Origin of the sequence: uncultured Desulfosarcina sp. (genome assembly GCF_963664155.2) — a bacterium.
Classification (GTDB): domain Bacteria; phylum Desulfobacterota; class Desulfobacteria; order Desulfobacterales; family Desulfosarcinaceae; genus Desulfosarcina.
In genome coordinates this window covers 2,536,758-2,555,619 of sequence record NZ_CAXXXH010000001.1, presented here as the reverse complement: position 1 = coordinate 2,555,619, position 18,862 = coordinate 2,536,758, and the positions used below count along the sequence as shown (strand labels likewise).

Below are 18,862 nucleotides of genomic sequence, written 5' to 3'. Positions count from 1 at the left end.
ATTTTAAACGATCTCACCCCCCCCAATGATTATCTATGGGCACGACATTTTCGTTCAAAAAAAAGCCTCTGGCTAAGCATATTGCGCTCCAGCCCTTTTCCGAACATTTTTGATGAACAAAATACCCGACCTCTTTGTAAAACTCACACAAGGGGTGGGCCTCATCTGTTTTCAACCCTGAAAAAATAAGCACACTGTCCGCAGCGGTCTTTGTTTCTAAAGTGGACCGAAATCCATACAATGTTGGCATTCTCAGGTTGGCGAAGACCAAATCATACGAACCGGTAATGGCAGATAAATCATCATCGAGGATTTTGACCCGTTCTTCCAGTTGGTTCAGACGAACGTTTTCTCTGGCCTCAAAAATGGCACAGGGATCCGAATCAATACCCCAAACCAAACCAACCCCCATTTTTGCTGCAACAATCGCCAAAATGCCGGATCCTGTCCCGATATCAACGGCTCTGTACTTTTGGCACTTATCCCGCAGACGTGGCTGATGAAGAAGTTCGTCAATCAATTGAATGGCAAGGCGGGTGGTTGGATGCTCCCCCCCACCAAAAGAGGCCCCCCTGCCAAGGGAAACAACCTCCTGACCCGGGAGAGGCTTCAAAGAACTCAACGGTGGCTTTATAACCACGTTTTCGGAAACGGCCGTTGGTTGGTCGTATGAAATTTCGATGAAGGAATTTCCGTAGTGGGAGGTATAACACAACTGGCCGGTTTGCATAAGGCTGGCGATCAAGAGCTTAAGCTTTTTTGGATGACACTGGTGAATATCGCAGAAATGACGTTTTAAACAACAAAAACTTACCTTGAAAGGCGATTCGGCGATGAATCGAAGAATCTGGGATTGTGAGGCACACATATAGTTGTCACCTCAATCGGGGATGGCATTTTCCGGCTATCCCACCGAAAAAACAGGGCACTATTTAAGCCCTTCTTTCTTCAACAGATTATTATGCCACAAAGCAAAATCATACATCGCAAGGTAACGGTCGTCATCATTGACGATCCCTATCGCCATATCCAACGCACCTCTCCCGTAGCTGTTGGAATACCCGTCCAATGGACGCGACTGCAAAAATTCTCTGACTAACATTTGAGACGTTCTACGGCTTTTATCTCTACGGATATCGATCGGGTCTTTCGGTTTTTCAAACGGATCCCACTTGTCGTAGCCGAGTTTGTTTAGAATGTGTTTTTGCCGCCGGGGCGACATGGTGTCAAAAATGGCTTTTTTCTTGTCCGCATCGGAAAAAGAGCTCTCCATGTTACCCCCTCATGCCTGACTGTCTTCAGGCTTTTTTTTATCTGCGTCGATACCAAGATACGCCTCATCGAAAACGGTTAACAGAGCCATGGAAAGCGGCATCAACACATCACCCATCTTTACATGCGTGGATTGCAACACCTCAATGATTTCACAAGACAATTCATGAAGCTTTGTGTGCACCGAGTCCAAATTAACTGTGGGGTAGGATTCACCCGTATTAAAGGCAGACAGCCCACACGTATGACCACGTCCGGCAATCGCGGTGGGGATACCGTAGAGTCGGCAAGTCACTGGACGAAACGCATACAAGTCACACCGACTTTCTTCGTTCAGCAACGGACAGCGTATCCGTTCGGCAGCCATTTCAAGAAGGACCTGTTCTTCAGATTTCTCGCCGGCCGCCACCGCCTTAAACGCTTTCCGTTTCAATTGGTATATTTTTCGATCTGATGTATTGGCAACCTCAAGTATTTTATCTTTCTTTTCGGCCGAAACATTTTCCGAAAATTTCGAGTTAATATAAATCGCTTCGACCAAAGAAAGGTCGAACAGTGCCTGGCAGCAATCCGAACACTCCATTTTACATTTCACGCAATCTGGATGTTGTTTTCGAACGGTCTCAAAGATCCCATCCAATTGGTCGACAAAGGTTTCATATTTCTTAAATACATTTTCCAATTCGGGTATCATAGGCCGGTTTCTCCCAACGAATGTTTCACGTGAAACACTACTTGCCAATACAGAATTGGCTGAAAATATGATCGTAAAGTTCTTCCTTGTTCCTGTTTCCAGAGACTTCGTCCAGAAGACGGAGGACATCATTTAACATTCCAGAAACAACTTCTAACGATTGCACCGTTTCAACAGCGATCACGCATTGTTCAAGCTCCTTCAATACTTTTTCCAGAATTTTCCTCTGGCGCAAATTAGGGGTGATCCGTTCACGGCTGGTGATGTTTTTATCCGAAAGTAAATCTTTAAATATTAACCTCTTCAAGTCAACAATCCCGGTCCCCGTTTTTGCAGAAACTCTGATATGAGGAACGCCATCAATTTGCTTTTGTATACTTAAGACCATGTCATCTTCAGCCAAATCATCTTTGTTTATCACGGCAATCGTTTTTGATCTTCCAAGCTCCTCAGCCAGTTTTTTCTCAAAACCGTTAACCTCCCGAGTTGCTTCTAAAACCAAAATTACAAGGTCCGCCTGATTGAAATGGTCACGCGCTTTTTTAATACCAATGCGTTCTACAGGATCGTTCGTGTCGTGAATTCCTGCAGTGTCACAGATAATTACAGGAACCCCGTTTATTGAAAAATATTCTCGTACAACGTCCCTGGTCGTACCGGGAACCTCAGACACAATGGCGGTTTCCCTTTCAACCAGCCGGTTCAATAAGCTCGACTTTCCGACATTAGGAGCGCCTGCAATGGCCAAAAGAAGGCCTTCCTTAAAAATAGCGGTGTCCTTTTGCCTTTGGATGAGCAAAGATATCTCCGGAAAAATAGTCTGTCTCATTGTCTTTTGAATATTTCTAAGATAGCTTTCCTGGTCAATTTCGCTCTCTTCGGAAAACTCTATACCTGCCTCGCAACTCGCCACCAGGGTTGTTATAGAATCTGAAACACCCTGAATTACGTCTCGGAGTCCACCGGCAACCTGGCAACTAGCCAATTGAACGGCCGTTTCACAGGGTGCGTTAATAAGATCGATAACCGCTTCCGCCTGGGTCAGGTCAATCCGGCCGTTTAAGAAAGCGCGTTTAGTAAATTCACCGGGACCTGATAAAACAGCGCCGTTGTTGACAACGACACTTAAAATCCGATCCAGAACCACAAAACCTGAGTGTGAATGGAATTCTACAACATCTTCCCGTGTAAAACTTTTGGGCGCTTTCATATAAATTGCCAGGACCTCATCGAGAATAATACCGTTTTCCGGATCAATGAGATGCCCATAGTAAACCACATGAGAATTCAATGCACGTTCAATGGCAAGTTTGCCGATTGGTCCGATTTTTTGTTTATCCCGAACAAAGAGTTTTTTAAGGATCGCAAAGGCGTTTGGCCCTGAAATTCTGACGATTCCTATTCCGCCGGGACCCAACGGCGTTGAAATGGCGGCAATCGTATTTTGGGTCATAGAGCACCTGATGAAAAAAACAGCCGTTTTTTACGCTTTTGCATCAGTGTTTCTTCTATTGGATCCAAACTGTTTTTTTGGAAAAATCATCAATTTCCGATAATAACCGTCTCCAATACTTTGGGTTCGCACACCGTTTTCATCCTTCAGATAGATGTGAACGATTCGTCGGTCATGTGCGTTCATTTGCCCGATGGTTACCGGCTTTTTAGTTCTTTTTGCTTTTTCGGCCATACGAGATGCCATCTGTTCGAGATTGTTTTTGCGTTTATCGAGATAACCCTCCACATCCACCAGCACTCGGACTCGATTGGTACTCTTTTTATTAATCATTTTTTCTAGAAGATATTGAATAGCTTCGAGCGTCTGCCCTCTTTTCCCAATCAGAACGCCACTATCTCCACCTGAAATTGAAAAAATCAATTTGTCCTTTTTCTGAACTAGTTGAACGGTCGCTCCGACCGTAATTCCATTTATAAGGGTCTGCAGACCCTGAATTCCGGAAGAAAGTAGTTCCTCATCATGTTTCGGCGAGCCCTCTGATTCAAGAGTGCCTTTAATAGGGAGAGTTTTTTCAAATTTTTCGACAGTCGATTTTTTTTGGTACGGTTTTAAACGCTTTGCTTTATTTTTATCTTCCTCAACAAACACCTTAATTTTAGCTTTCTTAACACCGACTAAGCCAAAGATCCCACTTGAACCATAAGCCATGACTTCGTGTTTGATTTTTTCAGCCGGTATACTGAGTTCGTCACTAGCCTTTTCAAGTGCTTGATCAACATTTTTCCCTTGAAATTCATATGATTTAGACATAATTGCCTCCAAATTTTATGTGGTTTTCTTTTGAACGTAGTATTGCTGGCTTATGGAAAGCACGTTGTTAACGAGCCAGTACAACACCAGTCCTGAGGAAAAATTGATAAAAATAAAAGTGAAAACCACGGGCATTAGCATCATCATTTTGGCTTGAGTGGGGTCTCCTGGAGGAGGAGACATTTTTTGTTGAAGCAACATGGTTGCACCCATGATAATGGTTAAAACGGGAATTCCATAAGGCGGTTCCATAAAAGGAATGGAAAAACCAAAGTGGAAAAGCCGATCAGGAGCTGATAAGTCGTTGATCCATAGAAAAAAGGGTGCATGTCTCAATTCGATAGCCTGGTAAAGCATCCGATAAAGGGCAAAAAATACGGGTATCTGAAGGACCATGGGTAGGCACCCTCCCATGGGGTTGACCTTGTAGGTTTTATATAGCGCCATCAACTCCTGATTCATTTTTTGTTTGTCATTCTTATGCTTTTCGCGAATTTCAGTCATCAATGGTTGAAGCTTTTTCATCTCACTCATTGACTTGTAACTTTTGTTGCCCAAAGGCCATAAAATAATTTTCGTGAACACCGTCAAAAGGATGATTGCGATTCCGTAGTTGGGAACAACGCTATGGATTTTGTTCATAAACCACAGGCAGGGCTTGGCGATCACATTAAAAAAACCGAAATTCAGTGCCTTGCCGAGATCATGGCCAAGGCTGTTTAACAAATCCATGCTTTTGGGCCCCATAAATACATAAAACTGAAACGCTTCCTGGGTGCCCGGTGAAATTTCAAAAATGGGGTTAACCAACTGATTTACGACTATTTTGTCTATCGTTGCCAATTTCATGCTTCCGTTGATTTCCTTTGCGGGAATAATGCACGAAAGGAAATACCGGTCTTCTACGCTGATCCATTTTATATTGCCTTTATATTCATCCTGCTCCTTAATTTTTTTTGTTTTAACCTGCTCCAGACTATCGTTGATCAACCCACTAGGTCCAACAAAACCATACCCTTTATTCTCTTCTATGGGTTTTCGGACAGAAAGAACTAGTTGATCTTTCAACAACCGTTTTGATGAATTTTTTAGAACGACTTTTAAATCGATAAGGTAGGAATCGGGATCGAAGGTATAGGTTTTATTAACGATATTCCCGTCGTGAGCAACCCAGTTAAAGGACAGAGCTTTCGGTGAATCATCGACGACCAGTCGGTCACCCGCCTGATCAATTGAAAAAATTGCTTCATCCAAACCTTTCAACGATTTTCCTGATAGGGATGTACGAATAACTCCATTTTTGAAGGTTTCAGGAATCAGTTGTTTGTTCGGAGAATCCTTTTCTACGGATTCACGATATTTTTTGAGGATATAACTGGTAAAAGATGCACCTTTAGCAGAAATGCGAACGGAGTAGAAGGGGGTCTCGACGGTTATTTCCCGTCCTTGATTTTCCGGAATCTGAGCCGCTTGCATCTCCTCGATCGCGTCAGGACTGATGGTGTTGCCCGTTGTAGTGCCAGTATTAATCGGCGCTTGTTTTTCTGCCGTCATCTTTTCCGTTATTTGGACTTTCTGATTGTCGATTACCGGCTGCCGATCAACAAAAAACATGCTCCAGACAAATAGCACCAGAAAAGACAGACCAATGGCAAGCAACAGTCGAAATTGTTCCATTTTTTTCTCCTTGACGCCAAATTGCGCCAACAGTCGCGAAAGATACGTTGTAGGTTTTTTAAACGGCGTAAGCTTATCGCAGAAGGCAATCGAGGCGGGTTAAAACAAATCAAATCGAATTTTCGAAAGGGGCTGAATGTCTACGGAACCGGATCAAAGCCACCAGGGTTGAACGGATGGCACCGCAAAAGCCTTTTGAGCGCCAACAGGCATCCCCTCCAAACACCATAATTGGAGATCGCTTGGTAAGCGTATTCGGAACAGGACGGAACAAATCGGCATGCAGGCCCTAAAACGGGTGAAATAAAGATCTGATACAATTTAATCAGGAGTAGTGCCAGTTTATTCATCTTCCCGCAATTCAGGATTTTCCGGCAAGCATCTCGAAACAAGACCCGAGTTGGTTTATAATTGCCTCAGTCCCTACCCTTCCAGACGATTGTCTGGCAATGATGTTAATATCGAGCCGGCCCGGCAATCTGCCTCTGTTTAATCGAAAATATTCGCGAATGATTCGCTTGATCCTATTTCTCGTCACGGCATTCCCGACTTTTTTAGAGACGGTGATGCCAAGGCGAGATCTCGAAACCTGATTTCTTCGGGATATTATAATAAAACAGTCGCTGTAAAAACGACCTCCATTTTTAGACAACGTCCGATATTCAATGGACGTTCTTATTCGATCCGCCTTGGTGAACTTAAATCGTAACGTTGATAAAGACCCGTTTTCATAGTATTTTTTATTTTTCTTTTCCACCGACAATTCAAAAATGGGTCTTCATCGACAATCCAGTTAAACCGCCAGTCGTTTTCTGCCACGCGCCCGCCGACGGTTAATAACACGGCGACCGGCCTTCGTTGACATTCTTTTTCTGAATCCATGCGTTCGGGCACGTTTAATTCTACTCGGTTGGTAAGTACGTTTCATCGTCTAATTTCCTTCTCTCCAATGATGTAATGCCAATGCATTCTTTTCTAAATAAGTTGAATCGGGTATCCTAACCACATGAAAACACCGATGTCAAGCCGCAAAAAAGAACGGGTCGCCGGAAGCGGTAGTTAAAAACTATCAGCTTGTATTTTCAAAAAGACAGGATAATTCCCAATCTCGTTTTAATCATGTACAGATTCAATAATTTCGAATGCTTCCATGTGATACCGGTCGTCCGGATAAATAACGATCTGTTTTTCAATGCTCTTTTCCAGGCCAGGAATCAAATGATTTTCCTCACCATGAAGAAACTCGGCAACCTCGGGATTCACTCGTAGGGTAAGTCGGGAACCGGTCATATCGGCGGCATATCTTAAAATTTCCCGGTATACTGAGTAACATACTGTTTTGATTGATATTATATAACCTTCTCCCTCGCAATAGGGGCACGGATCACACAGCAACCGCGTAAGGGGTTTACGGGTTCTTTTCCGGGTCATTTGAATAAGACCCATATCAGAGATGGGAAGGATATGGGTCTTGCTTCTGTCCTTGGTAAACGCTTCATTAAGCGCAGAAAAGACTTTTTCCTGATTTGATTTTTTTTCCATATCGATGAAATCGATAATGATAATTCCACCGATATCCCGTAACCGGATTTGGTAGGCAATCTCTTTGACCGCCTCCAGATTTGTTTTTAAAATGGTTTCTTCGAGATTGTACTTTCCAACATACCGACCCGTATTTACATCGATGGCTACCAGGGCTTCGGTGTGTTCGATAACGATATACCCTCCTGATTTGAGCCACACTTTTCTCTTCAATGCCCTTGAAATATCTCCTTCAAGGTTATAGGCATCGAAAATAGGTTCATTGCCCTCAAACAACTCCACAGAATCTTTAAGGGAAGGATTAAAGGTATCAAGAAACGCCAGTACCGATTCGAAATCCTTTCTCGAATCGATCACGAGCTTTTCCGCCTCTTGTAGGAGCAGGTCTCTGACCGCTCTAAGGCTAAGGTTTAATTCCTGATGAAGAAGGGATGGTGTAGGGGCCGTCTGATATTTTTTTTGGATGTTGCACCACAGGTTCTTCAAAAAACCCATTTCGTAGGCTACTTTTTCTTTCAGCACCCCTTCTGCTGCAGTGCGCACAATATAGCCCATCGAACTATTACTGGATAACTCAAAAACAATGTTTTTAAGCCGTTGACGTTCGTTTTCATCCTCAATCCGACGCGAAATTCCTATATGAGAGGAGGTGGGCATCAACACCAAAAAGCGTCCGGGAAGTGAAATATTAGAGGTAATTCGGGCACCCTTTGTGCCAATGGGTGATTTTGAAACCTGAACGAGAATTTCCTGCCCTTCGGTAATAAGGTCTTCAATGTTGTATTTTTCTTCTTTTAAATTAGCAGTCGCGTGGTGATCTTCTTCAGAGAAAACATCTTCCTCAACATCGTTGCAAATAAAATGGTCTTCGATATCCGAATAATTATCGCGGACCACATCATCAACATAAATAAAGGCTGCCTGGTTCAATCCGATGTCTACAAAAGCCGCCTGCATTCCCGGAAGCACCCGCTGAACCCGTCCTTTATATATATTACCGGTATTATCGCGGCTTCCCTTTCTCTCAATGAAAAGTTCAACGATGGTTTCGTCTTCAACAAGAGCAACCCGGGTTTCGTGGTCGGCCACATTGATAATTATTTTTTTAGACATAATTCTTTTTTCTTTTGGTGATTATCGCAGTCAGGATCTGCCGATCGCTCAAATTAAAGACCGTTTTCATCACATGCCCCGGTCTTACCATCAGGTTGTTATCTGTTCCAAGGGACATAAAAACTTGATGGCGGTCCAACAGCCTGATTTCGGAAACCGCCTTTTTTAAATCAACGACAACCAACTTACCTTTCTTGCTTTTTCTTTCAATAGTTACGCTTTGTTGCCCAAAAAACCAATCTAAATCTTTTTCCATGAAAAAGCCATCTTTTAGTTCGACCCGATACGCCTGTTTATTGTCTCGTTCCAATTTCTTTTGTTGGACTTCTGGTGTGCAACCGGTAATTTCCAGACCACCAGGCATTTGCGGGCGGAGACGCAAAACCAACTCTCCCGGATCAATCGATTCGGTAAGCGTAACCAGCAGTTGTTCCTCTTCACTTTGCATCCCCATGGGCAACGTATCTCCAAAAGAGATTTTTGGCATGGGATGAAACCCTTTGGAATATTTTAAAGGAAGTCCTCCCCGTCGAAAGCTTCTTATAAATATTTTTATCATTTCAAGATGGCCCAAAAACCGCGAAGCGTTCATTTTTTTAAAAGTGACCACATACTTGATGCTTTTTTCTGACGGCTCGGATTCAGCCGCCGGGGGTTCCCCTGAAAAAAGATCTTTCTGATCATGAAAAGAAACCGGTTTCAGCGATTCAAAATCACAAACTCCGCAGCCACTGCAGGACCCGGTACGACAGTCCTTGGTGATCCTTCCTTCGAACGCTCGGTCCTTTTCTTCCACTAAAAAAGACCGATCCACACCAATGTTGATATGATCCCATGGCAACGGCTGGTTTGTATCGGAAGTTCCACAGGTATACTGTGACGTGTTTATCCCGCTCTCTTCAAAAACCGTGACCCACCGATCATAGTTAAAAAAATCTGTCCACCCATCGAACCGGCATCCGTCTTTCCACGCGTTGATCAACACCTTGTTCAACTTTCGATCTCCCCTGGCCCAGACCCCTTCGATCATACTGACCCGCGGGTCCTGCCATTTAACGTGGATGCCGGGGAGTTTAAGGTTCTCTTTCAACCAGTTAATTTTTTCCAAGGCCGTTTCGAGACTGATCTGCGGTTCCCACTGAAACGGTGTGTGAGGCTTGGGAACAAAAGTAGCAACACTGACGTTAATTTTCCCACTTCGTCCCGGTCTTTTGGTAATGGGTTTTAAATGTTTTACCAGATCTACAATCGCTTCGATATCTGCCTGCGTTTCGGTGGGAAGACCGACCATAAAATAAAGTTTGATCATCTTCCAGCCCAGAGAAAAGGCATTTTCAACGGTATCGACGATATCTGCTTCCGTGATGTTTTTATTGATCACATCTCGCAGGCGCTGGCTTCCTGCTTCCGGTGCAATGGTGAATCCAGTTTTTCTGACCTTGCGAATCAGTTCCATCAGCTCGGGAGTCAGAGAACCCGCCCGCAAGGACGGCAGGGATATTGCCACCCGGTCTTTTGCACCGAATTCCATAATCTTTTTCATCAACGGGGCAATGCAGGAGTAATCCCCCGTGCTCAGAGACAGCAGCGAGAGATCTTCATATCCGCTCTCCTCCAACGATTGGCTCACTGAAGACAATATCGATTCCGGATGGCGTTCTCGGACCGGCCGATAGATCATTCCAGCCTGACAGAACCGGCAACCTCGGGTGCAGCCCCGGGCAATTTCCATGCGTAACCGGTCATGAACCGGCTTACCGAAGGGAATAATAGGCTGCAATGGAAACGGTGCCATGTTCAGATCGGAAACAACGGCTCGTTCAACATCACGGTATGACGCACGTTTTGAGATTAACTGCTGCTTTCCGCCAGAATCGAGGGAAACATCGAAAAATGAAGGAATATACACCCCTTTTATCAGCGACCAGCGGTCGAGCAATGCTTCTCTATTGCCCCTGCCCGATTGCAGCCAGTCTTTCCATGCATCGGTCATTTGTAAAATAACGGCCTCACCGTCACCCACCACGATCGCATCAAAAAAATCAGCCACGGGTTCAGGATTGCAGGTACACGGTCCACCGCCGATAACAAAAGGATCTTTTTCTTTCCGCTGCTCGGTAAAGAAGGGAACACCCCCGAGGTCGAGCATGTTCACCATATTCGTATAGTTTAACTCGTAAAGCAGGCTGAAGCCGATAATATCAAATTCTTTGAGCGGGGTTTGGGACTCTAGAGAGCCTAACGGCAGCCTGTTTTTTCGAAGTTGCTCCTCCATATCCACTGCTGGGGCAAAGACCCTCTCGGCCAGAATATTCTCCCGAGCATTTAGCATCCCATATAAAATCTGAATGCCGAAGTGGGATGTGGCAATTTCATAAAGGTCTGGAAATGCCAGCGCGACATGCACTTGGGTTTGATTCCAGGATTTTTTAATACGGTTGATTTCGCTTCCCAAATAACGGCTGGGCATCTGGACCAACGGCAGGATATCTTGAATGGATGTTTCACTCATGTTATGTTTCTATACCTGATATTTTTATGGAAACGGGTTGACATGCCAATGATCGCCAAACAAAACGACCTAAAAAAAAGATCCTTGCTGCTTTTTGCGGGATCTTTGATTATCACTCTTATCAGCTGGCAAAATGGCTTTTGCGGCATTGAAACACGAGAAAACAATGTCGTCAAGGCGGTACGAAAAGCAGGCCCGGCCGTGGTCAATATAAGTTCACAATATGAAATCCGCAAGAATTCCAATCCTTTTTCAGGATATGGGATAGACCCGCTGTTGGATACCTTTTTCAGGGATTTTTTTTCCCCCGAACTTGAACGAAGGGAAAAGCGAACCAGTCTTGGCTCCGGCGTCATCATTGACGGCATGCGCGGTTTTGTTTTAACCAATACCCACGTCGTCGAAAAGGCAAGCACCATCAGCGTGGCGCTGAACGATCAAAGAGAATTCGAGGCGACCATTGTGGGAATGGACCCGGATTCGGATTTGGCTGTGCTTAAAATAAAATCGGATCACGAGTTACCAGCCATTGAAATGGGCAATTCAGATGATTTAATGATCGGAGAATCGGTTATTGCCATCGGAAATCCCTTTGGTTTTTCCCATACGGTCACCACCGGTGTGGTCAGTTCTATCAATCGAAGTATCAAGACCGCAGAAAGGGTCTTCCACCGCTTCATTCAAACCGATGCCTCCATCAATCCGGGAAACAGCGGCGGCCCCCTGCTTAATATCAACGGAGAGTTAATCGGCATCAACACGGCTATCTTTGCGCAAGCCCAGGGCATCGGTTTTGCCATTCCTATAAATCGGGCAAAACGAATCATTTCCGACCTGATCAATTTTGGAGAGGTGATTCAGGCATGGGTCGGCATCACGGTTCAACCCATTGATTCCAGCCTTTCCAAATATCTCGATATCCAAGGCGATCTTGGACTAATGGTCACTGCAGTGGATCCGCAAGGCCCGTCGGCAAAGGCGGGCCTTCGTGAAGGTGATATCATCCTTTCCATAGACGGCTTGAAGACAACCGACATCTCCACTTATCAATTGAAGATGAACGAAATATCCGCCGACCAAACCATATCGGTTGAATACAGAAGAAAAGGAAAAACCGCTCAAACAAATATCAAAACGGCTATATTTCCTCTCGATCGGGCACTGGATTTAGCCGGACAGAGGTTGGGCATCACTGTTTCCGACCTTGATAAACAGGTCCAGTCCAAATATGACGTCCTGACCAACATCGGGGTTATAATCATAAAAATACGCAGGGGTTCCTATCTTGACCATATCGGCGTGAGACCCGGAGATATTATACGCCAGATCGACGAAGCCCAGGTGGAAAATATGGCGGATTTTAAAGCGGCCATGGTAAAATACCGGAACAAACCGTCAGTGGTACTTCTCATTCAGCGCCATGGAAATCTATACTATGTGAATACAACCATGAAAGATAATTCATAATGAAAAGAAAAAAAATTATCGAGCTACTAAAAACCTCTGCTCCTATTGATAATATACTGATTAAAGGATGGATTCGAACCAAACGGGACTCCAAAAATTTTTCTTTTATCGAAGTCAATGATGGTTCCTGTCTGAAAAATATGCAGATTGTCGTTGATGAAAGAATATCAGACTACATCGAAATTAAAAAGCTGACTACCGGATCGGCAGTTGCCGTATCGGGTAGCCTTGTCCCATCCCAGGGCGGCGGACAGCAATGGGAGGTTCGGGCTGAAAAAATGGATATTATCAGTATCGCACCCGAAACCTTCCCGTTACAGAAAAAACGCCATACCGATGAATATCTGAGAACCATTGCCCATTTGAGGCCACGGACCAATAAATATGGAGCTGTCTTCAGAATCCGTTCCGAACTTTCCTGGGCGGTCCACCAATTTTTCAGGGATCGGAGATTTCGCTACATTCACACCCCGGTGATTACCGGATCAGACTGTGAAGGTGCTGGAGAACTATTTCGAGTAACGACGCTGAAGCCATCCATGCCGATGAATTCAGACGAAAAAATTGATTTTTCCAAGGATTTTTTCGGCGCGGAATCCAATCTGACGGTTTCAGGACAGCTGTCCGCCGAAATGTTTGCCCTCGCCTTAGGAGATGTATACACTTTTGGACCGACTTTTCGCGCTGAAAATTCCAACACCAGCCGTCACGTGGCTGAGTTCTGGATGATCGAACCGGAGATGGCCTTTTGCGATCTAGCTGGTAACATGGATTTAGGTGAAGCTCTCATCAAACATCTCGTCCGTTTTGCCATCGACACGTGTGCAGATGATTTAAACCTGTTTGCTCGGTTTGTTGACAAAACGTTGATGAAAACACTCGAAAATATCATTTCATCTGATTTTTTTCGTATTCCCTACAAAGACGCCATCGACATTTTGCTAGGGTCAAAAGAATCCTTTGAATTCAATTTGTCTTACGGATCAGATCTTCAATCCGAACATGAACGTTATCTGACCGAAAAATATTTTAAAAAACCAATTATCATTTATGATTATCCAAAAACCATCAAACCCTTTTACATGCGTCTGAACGATGACGGCGAAACGGTTGGAGCCATGGATATTCTGGTGCCGCGAATCGGTGAATTGATCGGAGGCAGCCAGCGTGAAGAACGATTAGACGTGCTGGAAAACCGAATGGTCGGGGGTGGGCTTTCTAAGGAAAACTACTGGTGGTACCTGGACTCAAGGCGCTACGGAACGGTTCCCCACAGTGGATTTGGACTGGGTTTCGAACGGTTGTTAATGCTTATTACCGGCCTGTCGAACATCAGGGATGTGATTCCCTTTCCCAGAACCCCGGGGAATATTGAGTTTTAAAAATATCTTCGGTTTACCAGTTATAATACCATGATGGAGACCGACAGTCGGCAAGATATTTGTTTTCTTGTGATTTAAAAATCAGGCTTGCTTTAAACAACGAAGTTTAGCCAGTTCTTCAGCATATCCGTATAGATGAAGGCCCTTGCTTTCAACAATCATTTCTCCATCCTGGACGCCAATTTCACCAGCCATATATTCTTTTAAATTTTGAATGCCCGCCAGATTCGCCGGCATCCCCCCCCAAAGGTCCCAGGATCGAAAATAAACGATGAAATGAAGCGTCTCGTCCTGAATGCGCGTATCAATTGACCGCAAACAGGGAGGATCGAGCAATGTTAAATCAGAGGGGTGCGCGACTTGGAGCACCATCTGGTTATTTCTGGATCCGAACCGCTTGTATGTATCAATAATCCATTCGATCTGATTCAGATACAACTCTCCATTTTCTGTGAAGACCGCTTTTCCATCAGTATCCCTTTCGTCGATAATGTCGCGGTTTTTTTTCTTCCACCAACTCAATTTATCGCCGCTAATGGGAACCCGCGTCAAGCGCTCACCATAGGTGTAGGATTCCCCGGGTTCTTTGTGTCCAGTCATTAAATATTCAATATACGATCGATTGTATCCTTCTCCGCCAAAGATATAAGCCTCTTCAACCGGATTCGGAATACAACAGGATGGGGGAATATCCGGTATTAATGGCAGGGTTCCCGGAAATTTCACATGTCCACAAAAATAATCGTATTCAAGCCTTGTTTGGCCGGCATACGAGCCACGGTCAATGGTAAATCGGTTCCCCTTATCAAGAATATCATGAACCGCTTGAAACCACAGATCCGGAAGATCTCTGGCATTTATTCGATGAATTTTCATTTTTTCCACCTTGCTATCATGGAAAAGAATTAAAAACTATATCAATTTTTACGATATATTATACCGGAAGAAAAAGTATAGCGCCTAAAAAAAATAATTGACAAGTAAAGATGTTTATGAGATTCAGTGTGTGCTCTTTGATGCAGATAACCTGACTTGAGGCTCATCTTAAATTTTCAGTTATACTCCTGAATCTCCTTCTGAAGCGGAATTCGATTTTATTATTTGCTATTTAAAAGAGCGCACCCATTTAAGAACCCCTGATCTTCCCAACGGAATTTCAGGGGTTCTTTTTTAAGTCAACTGTCTGTTAAAGTAAGTTCTTTATATATCGAGCATACTGACTTCTAACGCATTGTTTTGAATGAAGTCCCGCCTGGGTTCAACTTCATCACCCATCAGGATTGTAAATATCTCATCAGATTCAACTGCATCTTCCACAGTAACTTTTAGGAGATTGCGCTTGTCGGGATGCATGGTGGTCTGCCACAACTGCTCGGGGTTCATTTCACCAAGGCCTTTATATCTCTGAATATTTATACCTTTTTTACCATCTTCCAGCAGATATAGCAGAAGTTGCCGTTTATCTTCAATAATTACTGGTGGATCATCGCGATCCTTCGTGAATATTTCAAATGGAGGAATATCATCTACTTCCAATTTTTTATTTAAAATCAAACATTTTTGAAAATCGGATGAATAAATCAAACTCCTGCCAATGATGACGGTCTTCTGATAATTATTTGGATCCGTTGATCTTACAGTCAACTCAAATATTTCATCTTCATCATTCCAGGACAGATTTTCCGTCAAATATCCGTGCTTATCAATTTTGCCCTTTAAATCTTTCATTTTGTCCAAGTCCTGCAAGAATGCTTTATCTTGAACATCCTCTTTGACCAGCATCTCCACAACCAAAGAATCAAACCCGCGGTTTTCCAGTTTAGCCATTGCTGACGTGTAATCACTCAAATCACCCAGAAAAATAAAAAGCTGATGATCAGATATTATTTTCCCGCTATTTACAATTTTAATCTGCTTTCTTTCACAAATTTTTTTCAAAATAAAATCATTTAGTTCACCTTCATCTTTCATATATGATTCACTTTTACCTTTCCCTATTTTAAAAAGAGGGGGTTGGGCAATGTACAAATACCCTTTGTCTACCAGTTCGGGCATCTGCCGATAGAAAAAGGTAAGCAACAGGGTCCGAATATGGGATCCATCCACATCCGCATCGGTCATTATAATAATTTTGTGATAGCGGATCTTGTCAATATTATATTCTTCCTTACCCACACCTGTTCCTAAAGCTGTAATTATATTTTTAATTTCTTCACTTCTAAGTATTTTGTCAAAACGCGCCTTCTCCACATTTAAAATTTTTCCTTTCAAAGGCAAAATAGCCTGAAATTTTCTATCCCTTCCCTGTTTAGCAGATCCACCGGCGGAATCTCCTTCAACCAGAAACAGTTCCCGTAGAGTCGGATCAGATATCTGACAGTCTGCCAGTTTACCTGGAAGGGTAGAATCGATCAGTGCTCCCTTATTTCTAGCCATATCGCGTGCCCGCTTGGCAGCATCCCGCGCTCTGGCAGCATCCACGGCCTTTTCCATAATTTTCCTGGATACCGCGGGGTTTTCCTCCATAAAAGCACTGAGTTTTTCATTTACTAGTGATTCAACCAGGCCTTTGACTTCACTATTGCCCAGTTTAGTTTTGGTTTGTCCTTCAAACTGGGGGGACTTTATTTTGACGCTGATGATCGCCGTCAATCCTTCTCGAACATCGTCACCGCTGATTTTAGCGGTAAGATTTTTCGGCAGATGCCCGTTTACGGCATATTGGTTAATACACCGGGTTAATGCCGCCTTGAATCCAATCAGGTGAAATCCACCTTCTACTGTATTGATATTATTAGCAAAAGAAAAAATATTTTCTTTATAAGTCCCATTATATTGGATAGCTACTTCAATATTAACGTCGTTTCGATAACCTTCAATAAAAACCGGTTCATGAAGAACCGTGTGCCGTTTATTCAAATACTCTACAAATGAAACGATACCCCCTTCGTAAAAATAGCTGTCGTTTTTATCGAACCGCTCATCTTCAATAAAAATACTTACTCCTTTATTGAGAAAGGCCAGTTCTCTTAACCGACGGGACAAAATGTCGTAGCTGAATTCGGATACATTAAAAATCTGGTCATCCGGAACAAAGTGAATTCGGGTACCTCTTTTTTCGGTTTCTCCAATAATCTTCAATTCACAGGTCTTTAATCCGCGCTCATAGGTCTGATAGTAAATTTTTCCCTTTGCGTAGATTTCAACTTCAAGAAATTTAGACAGGGCATTGACCACACTTACCCCAACCCCATGAAGTCCACCGGACACCTTGTAACTGTCGTTGTCGAATTTCCCGCCGGCATGCAGTTTTGTCAATACCACCTCTACCGCCGGTACATTTTCCGTACGGTGAATATCAACGGGAATCCCTCTACCATTGTCTTCGACACTGATGCTGTTGTCATTATGAATGGTAACCCGAATATTTTCGCAATATCCCGCCATGGCCTCATCGATACTATTGTCCACCACCTCGTATACAAGGTGGTGGAGACCGGCCACATCAACATTGCCAATATACATGGACGGTCTCAATCGAACCGGTTCAAGACCCTCTAAAACATCAATACTATCTGCATCGTAATTGTCGTTCATTTATTTTAAATTCTCATTTATTTTAAATTCTCATCGGCATAATGACGCCGATAAAGGTTTTATCTGTATCCCCTTCAACAATACAGGGACGGCTACCGTCTACAATATTAATAATCACATTTTCTTCATCGATAACACTTAGGGTATCCATAAAAAATTTTGGGTTAAAGGCTGCTTCAATGGGGTTTCCGGTGAATTCGATTTCCGTTTCTTCTTTAGATTCTCCATAATCAGGATTAGTGGCAGTCACCACCAGTTTATTGTCATCGAAGGTGAAAACAGCTCCTTTATAGTTATCCGTTGCCAAAATCGACATTCTTTTAAGCATTTTTCCAAATTTAATTTTATCCAGTTTGATAAGATGGTCATTCCCTTTTGCCAGTATATCTTCATACTTAGGAAACTCTCCCTCCAGCATACGAATAATAATCGTTTCTTTTTCCTTCTTTACTATGAAATTACTATCCTTTATACCAATGTGAACTTCTCCTTCGATGTCTAAAAATTTTGCTACTTCATTCAATCCCTTTTTAGGAACCAACACTCCTTCACCAGCAGGAATATCTTCCGATGACGCATAAAAATGATTAACCGCATTTAAACGGCTGCCATCTGTGGAAACGAACCTAAGCCGATTTACATCTTGATGGGTCCTTTCAACGAAAACTCCGTTGATGTGCGCTCGTTTTTCATCACCCGCGGCTGATATGATGATGGATCGTTCTATCATCTTTTCTAAAATAGATGCTTCGATGGAAAAAAAATCAACATCAATAATATGAGGTGTTTCAGGAAAATCGTCCGGATTCATACCCACAATATGGTACTGAACTTTTTCATTGCCTATCTCTATCCATTTATTTTCCACTTCATGGATAAGAATATCCTCTGATGGAAATTCCCTAAGAATTTCAAATAATTTTTTAGCACTGACAGCTACCGCGCCTTCTTTTTCAATGGACGCCGGATAAAACCCTTCAAATCCGGTTTCAAGGTCGGTGGCAGTCAGATGAATTCCATCGTTAACAGCCCGAATCAAAATATTTTCAGTAATAGCGAGATTGCTTCGGCGTCCGGTAAGGCCTTGCACTTTTGCCAGCACATTAACAATTTGGAATTTGTTGATAATGAATTTCATAATATAATCCCTTTTAAATATATTGTTATAGTAGTTGAAGCCGACAAAAGTTTATAATTATTTAATTAATTGAATTTATATATAAAATTAATTAGTATTGATGGTTGATAAGTGACTACACGATTTTCTAAAAAGAACTTATTTTCGTCAGAAAAAATGAAATTGTTGATAACTGGTAACTTATCTACAAATTTTAAAAATT

The 18,862-nt window shown here is 43.0% G+C and carries 16 protein-coding genes; 2 read left to right on the top strand and 14 right to left on the bottom strand.

What is annotated here, in order from left to right; translation table 11 throughout:
- Positions 1-13 precede the first annotated feature (13 nt).
- The 11 genes from ACHZBS_RS11670 to ACHZBS_RS11620 form a co-directional block, all read right to left on the bottom strand.
- Positions 14-868 carry a 50S ribosomal protein L11 methyltransferase gene (locus ACHZBS_RS11670; protein WP_319406684.1) on the bottom strand — a complete coding sequence of 285 codons (855 nt, stop codon included), beginning with the start codon at positions 866-868 and terminating at the stop codon, positions 14-16.
- 60 nt (positions 869-928) lie between these two features.
- Positions 929-1,273: a hypothetical protein gene (locus ACHZBS_RS11665; protein ID WP_319406683.1), complete on the bottom strand. Its 345-nt coding sequence runs from the start codon at positions 1,271-1,273 to the stop codon at positions 929-931.
- 9 nt (positions 1,274-1,282) lie between these two features.
- A complete protein-coding gene (locus ACHZBS_RS11660) occupies positions 1,283-1,966 on the bottom strand; it encodes a YkgJ family cysteine cluster protein (RefSeq protein WP_319406682.1) in 684 nt (227 codons plus the stop codon).
- Between the two features lie 37 nt (positions 1,967-2,003).
- Entirely contained in the window at positions 2,004-3,419 is a 1,416-nt protein-coding gene (gene mnmE / locus ACHZBS_RS11655) for a tRNA uridine-5-carboxymethylaminomethyl(34) synthesis GTPase MnmE (RefSeq protein ID WP_319406681.1), read from the bottom strand.
- A 30-nt stretch (positions 3,420-3,449) separates the two neighbouring features.
- Entirely contained in the window at positions 3,450-4,232 is a 783-nt protein-coding gene (gene jag, locus ACHZBS_RS11650; RefSeq protein ID WP_319406680.1) for an RNA-binding cell elongation regulator Jag/EloR, read from the bottom strand.
- A 15-nt stretch (positions 4,233-4,247) separates the two neighbouring features.
- Entirely contained in the window at positions 4,248-5,909 is a 1,662-nt protein-coding gene (yidC, locus tag ACHZBS_RS11645; protein WP_319406679.1) for a membrane protein insertase YidC, read from the bottom strand.
- Between the two features lie 140 nt (positions 5,910-6,049).
- Positions 6,050-6,259, bottom strand: a complete 210-nt coding sequence (yidD, locus tag ACHZBS_RS11640) for a membrane protein insertion efficiency factor YidD (protein WP_319406678.1) — start codon at positions 6,257-6,259, stop codon at positions 6,050-6,052.
- Between the two features lie 11 nt (positions 6,260-6,270).
- Positions 6,271-6,666 carry a ribonuclease P protein component gene (gene rnpA / locus ACHZBS_RS11635; protein WP_319406677.1) on the bottom strand — a complete coding sequence of 132 codons (396 nt, stop codon included), beginning with the start codon at positions 6,664-6,666 and terminating at the stop codon, positions 6,271-6,273.
- Positions 6,667-6,702: 36 nt separating this feature from the next.
- Positions 6,703-6,837: a 50S ribosomal protein L34 gene (gene rpmH / locus ACHZBS_RS11630; RefSeq protein ID WP_155318169.1), complete on the bottom strand. Its 135-nt coding sequence runs from the start codon at positions 6,835-6,837 to the stop codon at positions 6,703-6,705.
- 185 nt (positions 6,838-7,022) lie between these two features.
- Positions 7,023-8,564, bottom strand: a complete 1,542-nt coding sequence (locus ACHZBS_RS11625) for an Rne/Rng family ribonuclease (protein ID WP_319406676.1) — start codon at positions 8,562-8,564, stop codon at positions 7,023-7,025.
- Positions 8,557-11,076: a TIGR03960 family B12-binding radical SAM protein gene (locus tag ACHZBS_RS11620; RefSeq protein WP_319406675.1), complete on the bottom strand. Its 2,520-nt coding sequence runs from the start codon at positions 11,074-11,076 to the stop codon at positions 8,557-8,559. Before ACHZBS_RS11620 ends, ACHZBS_RS11625 begins: the two co-directional genes overlap by 8 nt.
- Between ACHZBS_RS11620 and ACHZBS_RS11615 the strand changes: the two genes are divergently transcribed.
- The gene (locus tag ACHZBS_RS11615) at positions 10,966-12,543 is read left to right on the top strand and encodes a Do family serine endopeptidase (RefSeq protein ID WP_319406674.1); all 1,578 of its coding nucleotides are present in this window, start codon (positions 10,966-10,968) and stop codon (positions 12,541-12,543) included. The two genes, ACHZBS_RS11620 and ACHZBS_RS11615, sit on opposite strands and share 111 nt — an antisense overlap.
- Positions 12,543-13,925 (top strand): asparagine--tRNA ligase, encoded by a 1,383-nt coding sequence (gene asnS, locus ACHZBS_RS11610; protein ID WP_319406673.1) that lies wholly within the window; start codon positions 12,543-12,545, stop codon positions 13,923-13,925. Before ACHZBS_RS11615 ends, asnS begins: the two co-directional genes overlap by 1 nt.
- An 81-nt stretch (positions 13,926-14,006) precedes the next feature.
- On the opposite strand, the gene ACHZBS_RS11605 is transcribed toward asnS, so the two are convergent.
- The 3 genes from ACHZBS_RS11605 to dnaN form a co-directional block, all read right to left on the bottom strand.
- Positions 14,007-14,801, bottom strand: a complete 795-nt coding sequence (locus ACHZBS_RS11605; protein WP_319406672.1) for a thymidylate synthase — start codon at positions 14,799-14,801, stop codon at positions 14,007-14,009.
- A 324-nt stretch (positions 14,802-15,125) separates the two neighbouring features.
- Positions 15,126-17,522, bottom strand: coding sequence for a DNA topoisomerase (ATP-hydrolyzing) subunit B (gyrB, locus tag ACHZBS_RS11600; protein WP_319406671.1), 2,397 nt, complete (start codon positions 17,520-17,522; stop codon positions 15,126-15,128).
- A 22-nt stretch (positions 17,523-17,544) separates the two neighbouring features.
- Entirely contained in the window at positions 17,545-18,660 is a 1,116-nt protein-coding gene (gene dnaN / locus ACHZBS_RS11595; RefSeq protein ID WP_319406670.1) for a DNA polymerase III subunit beta, read from the bottom strand.
- Positions 18,661-18,862: the final 202 nt, after the last annotated feature.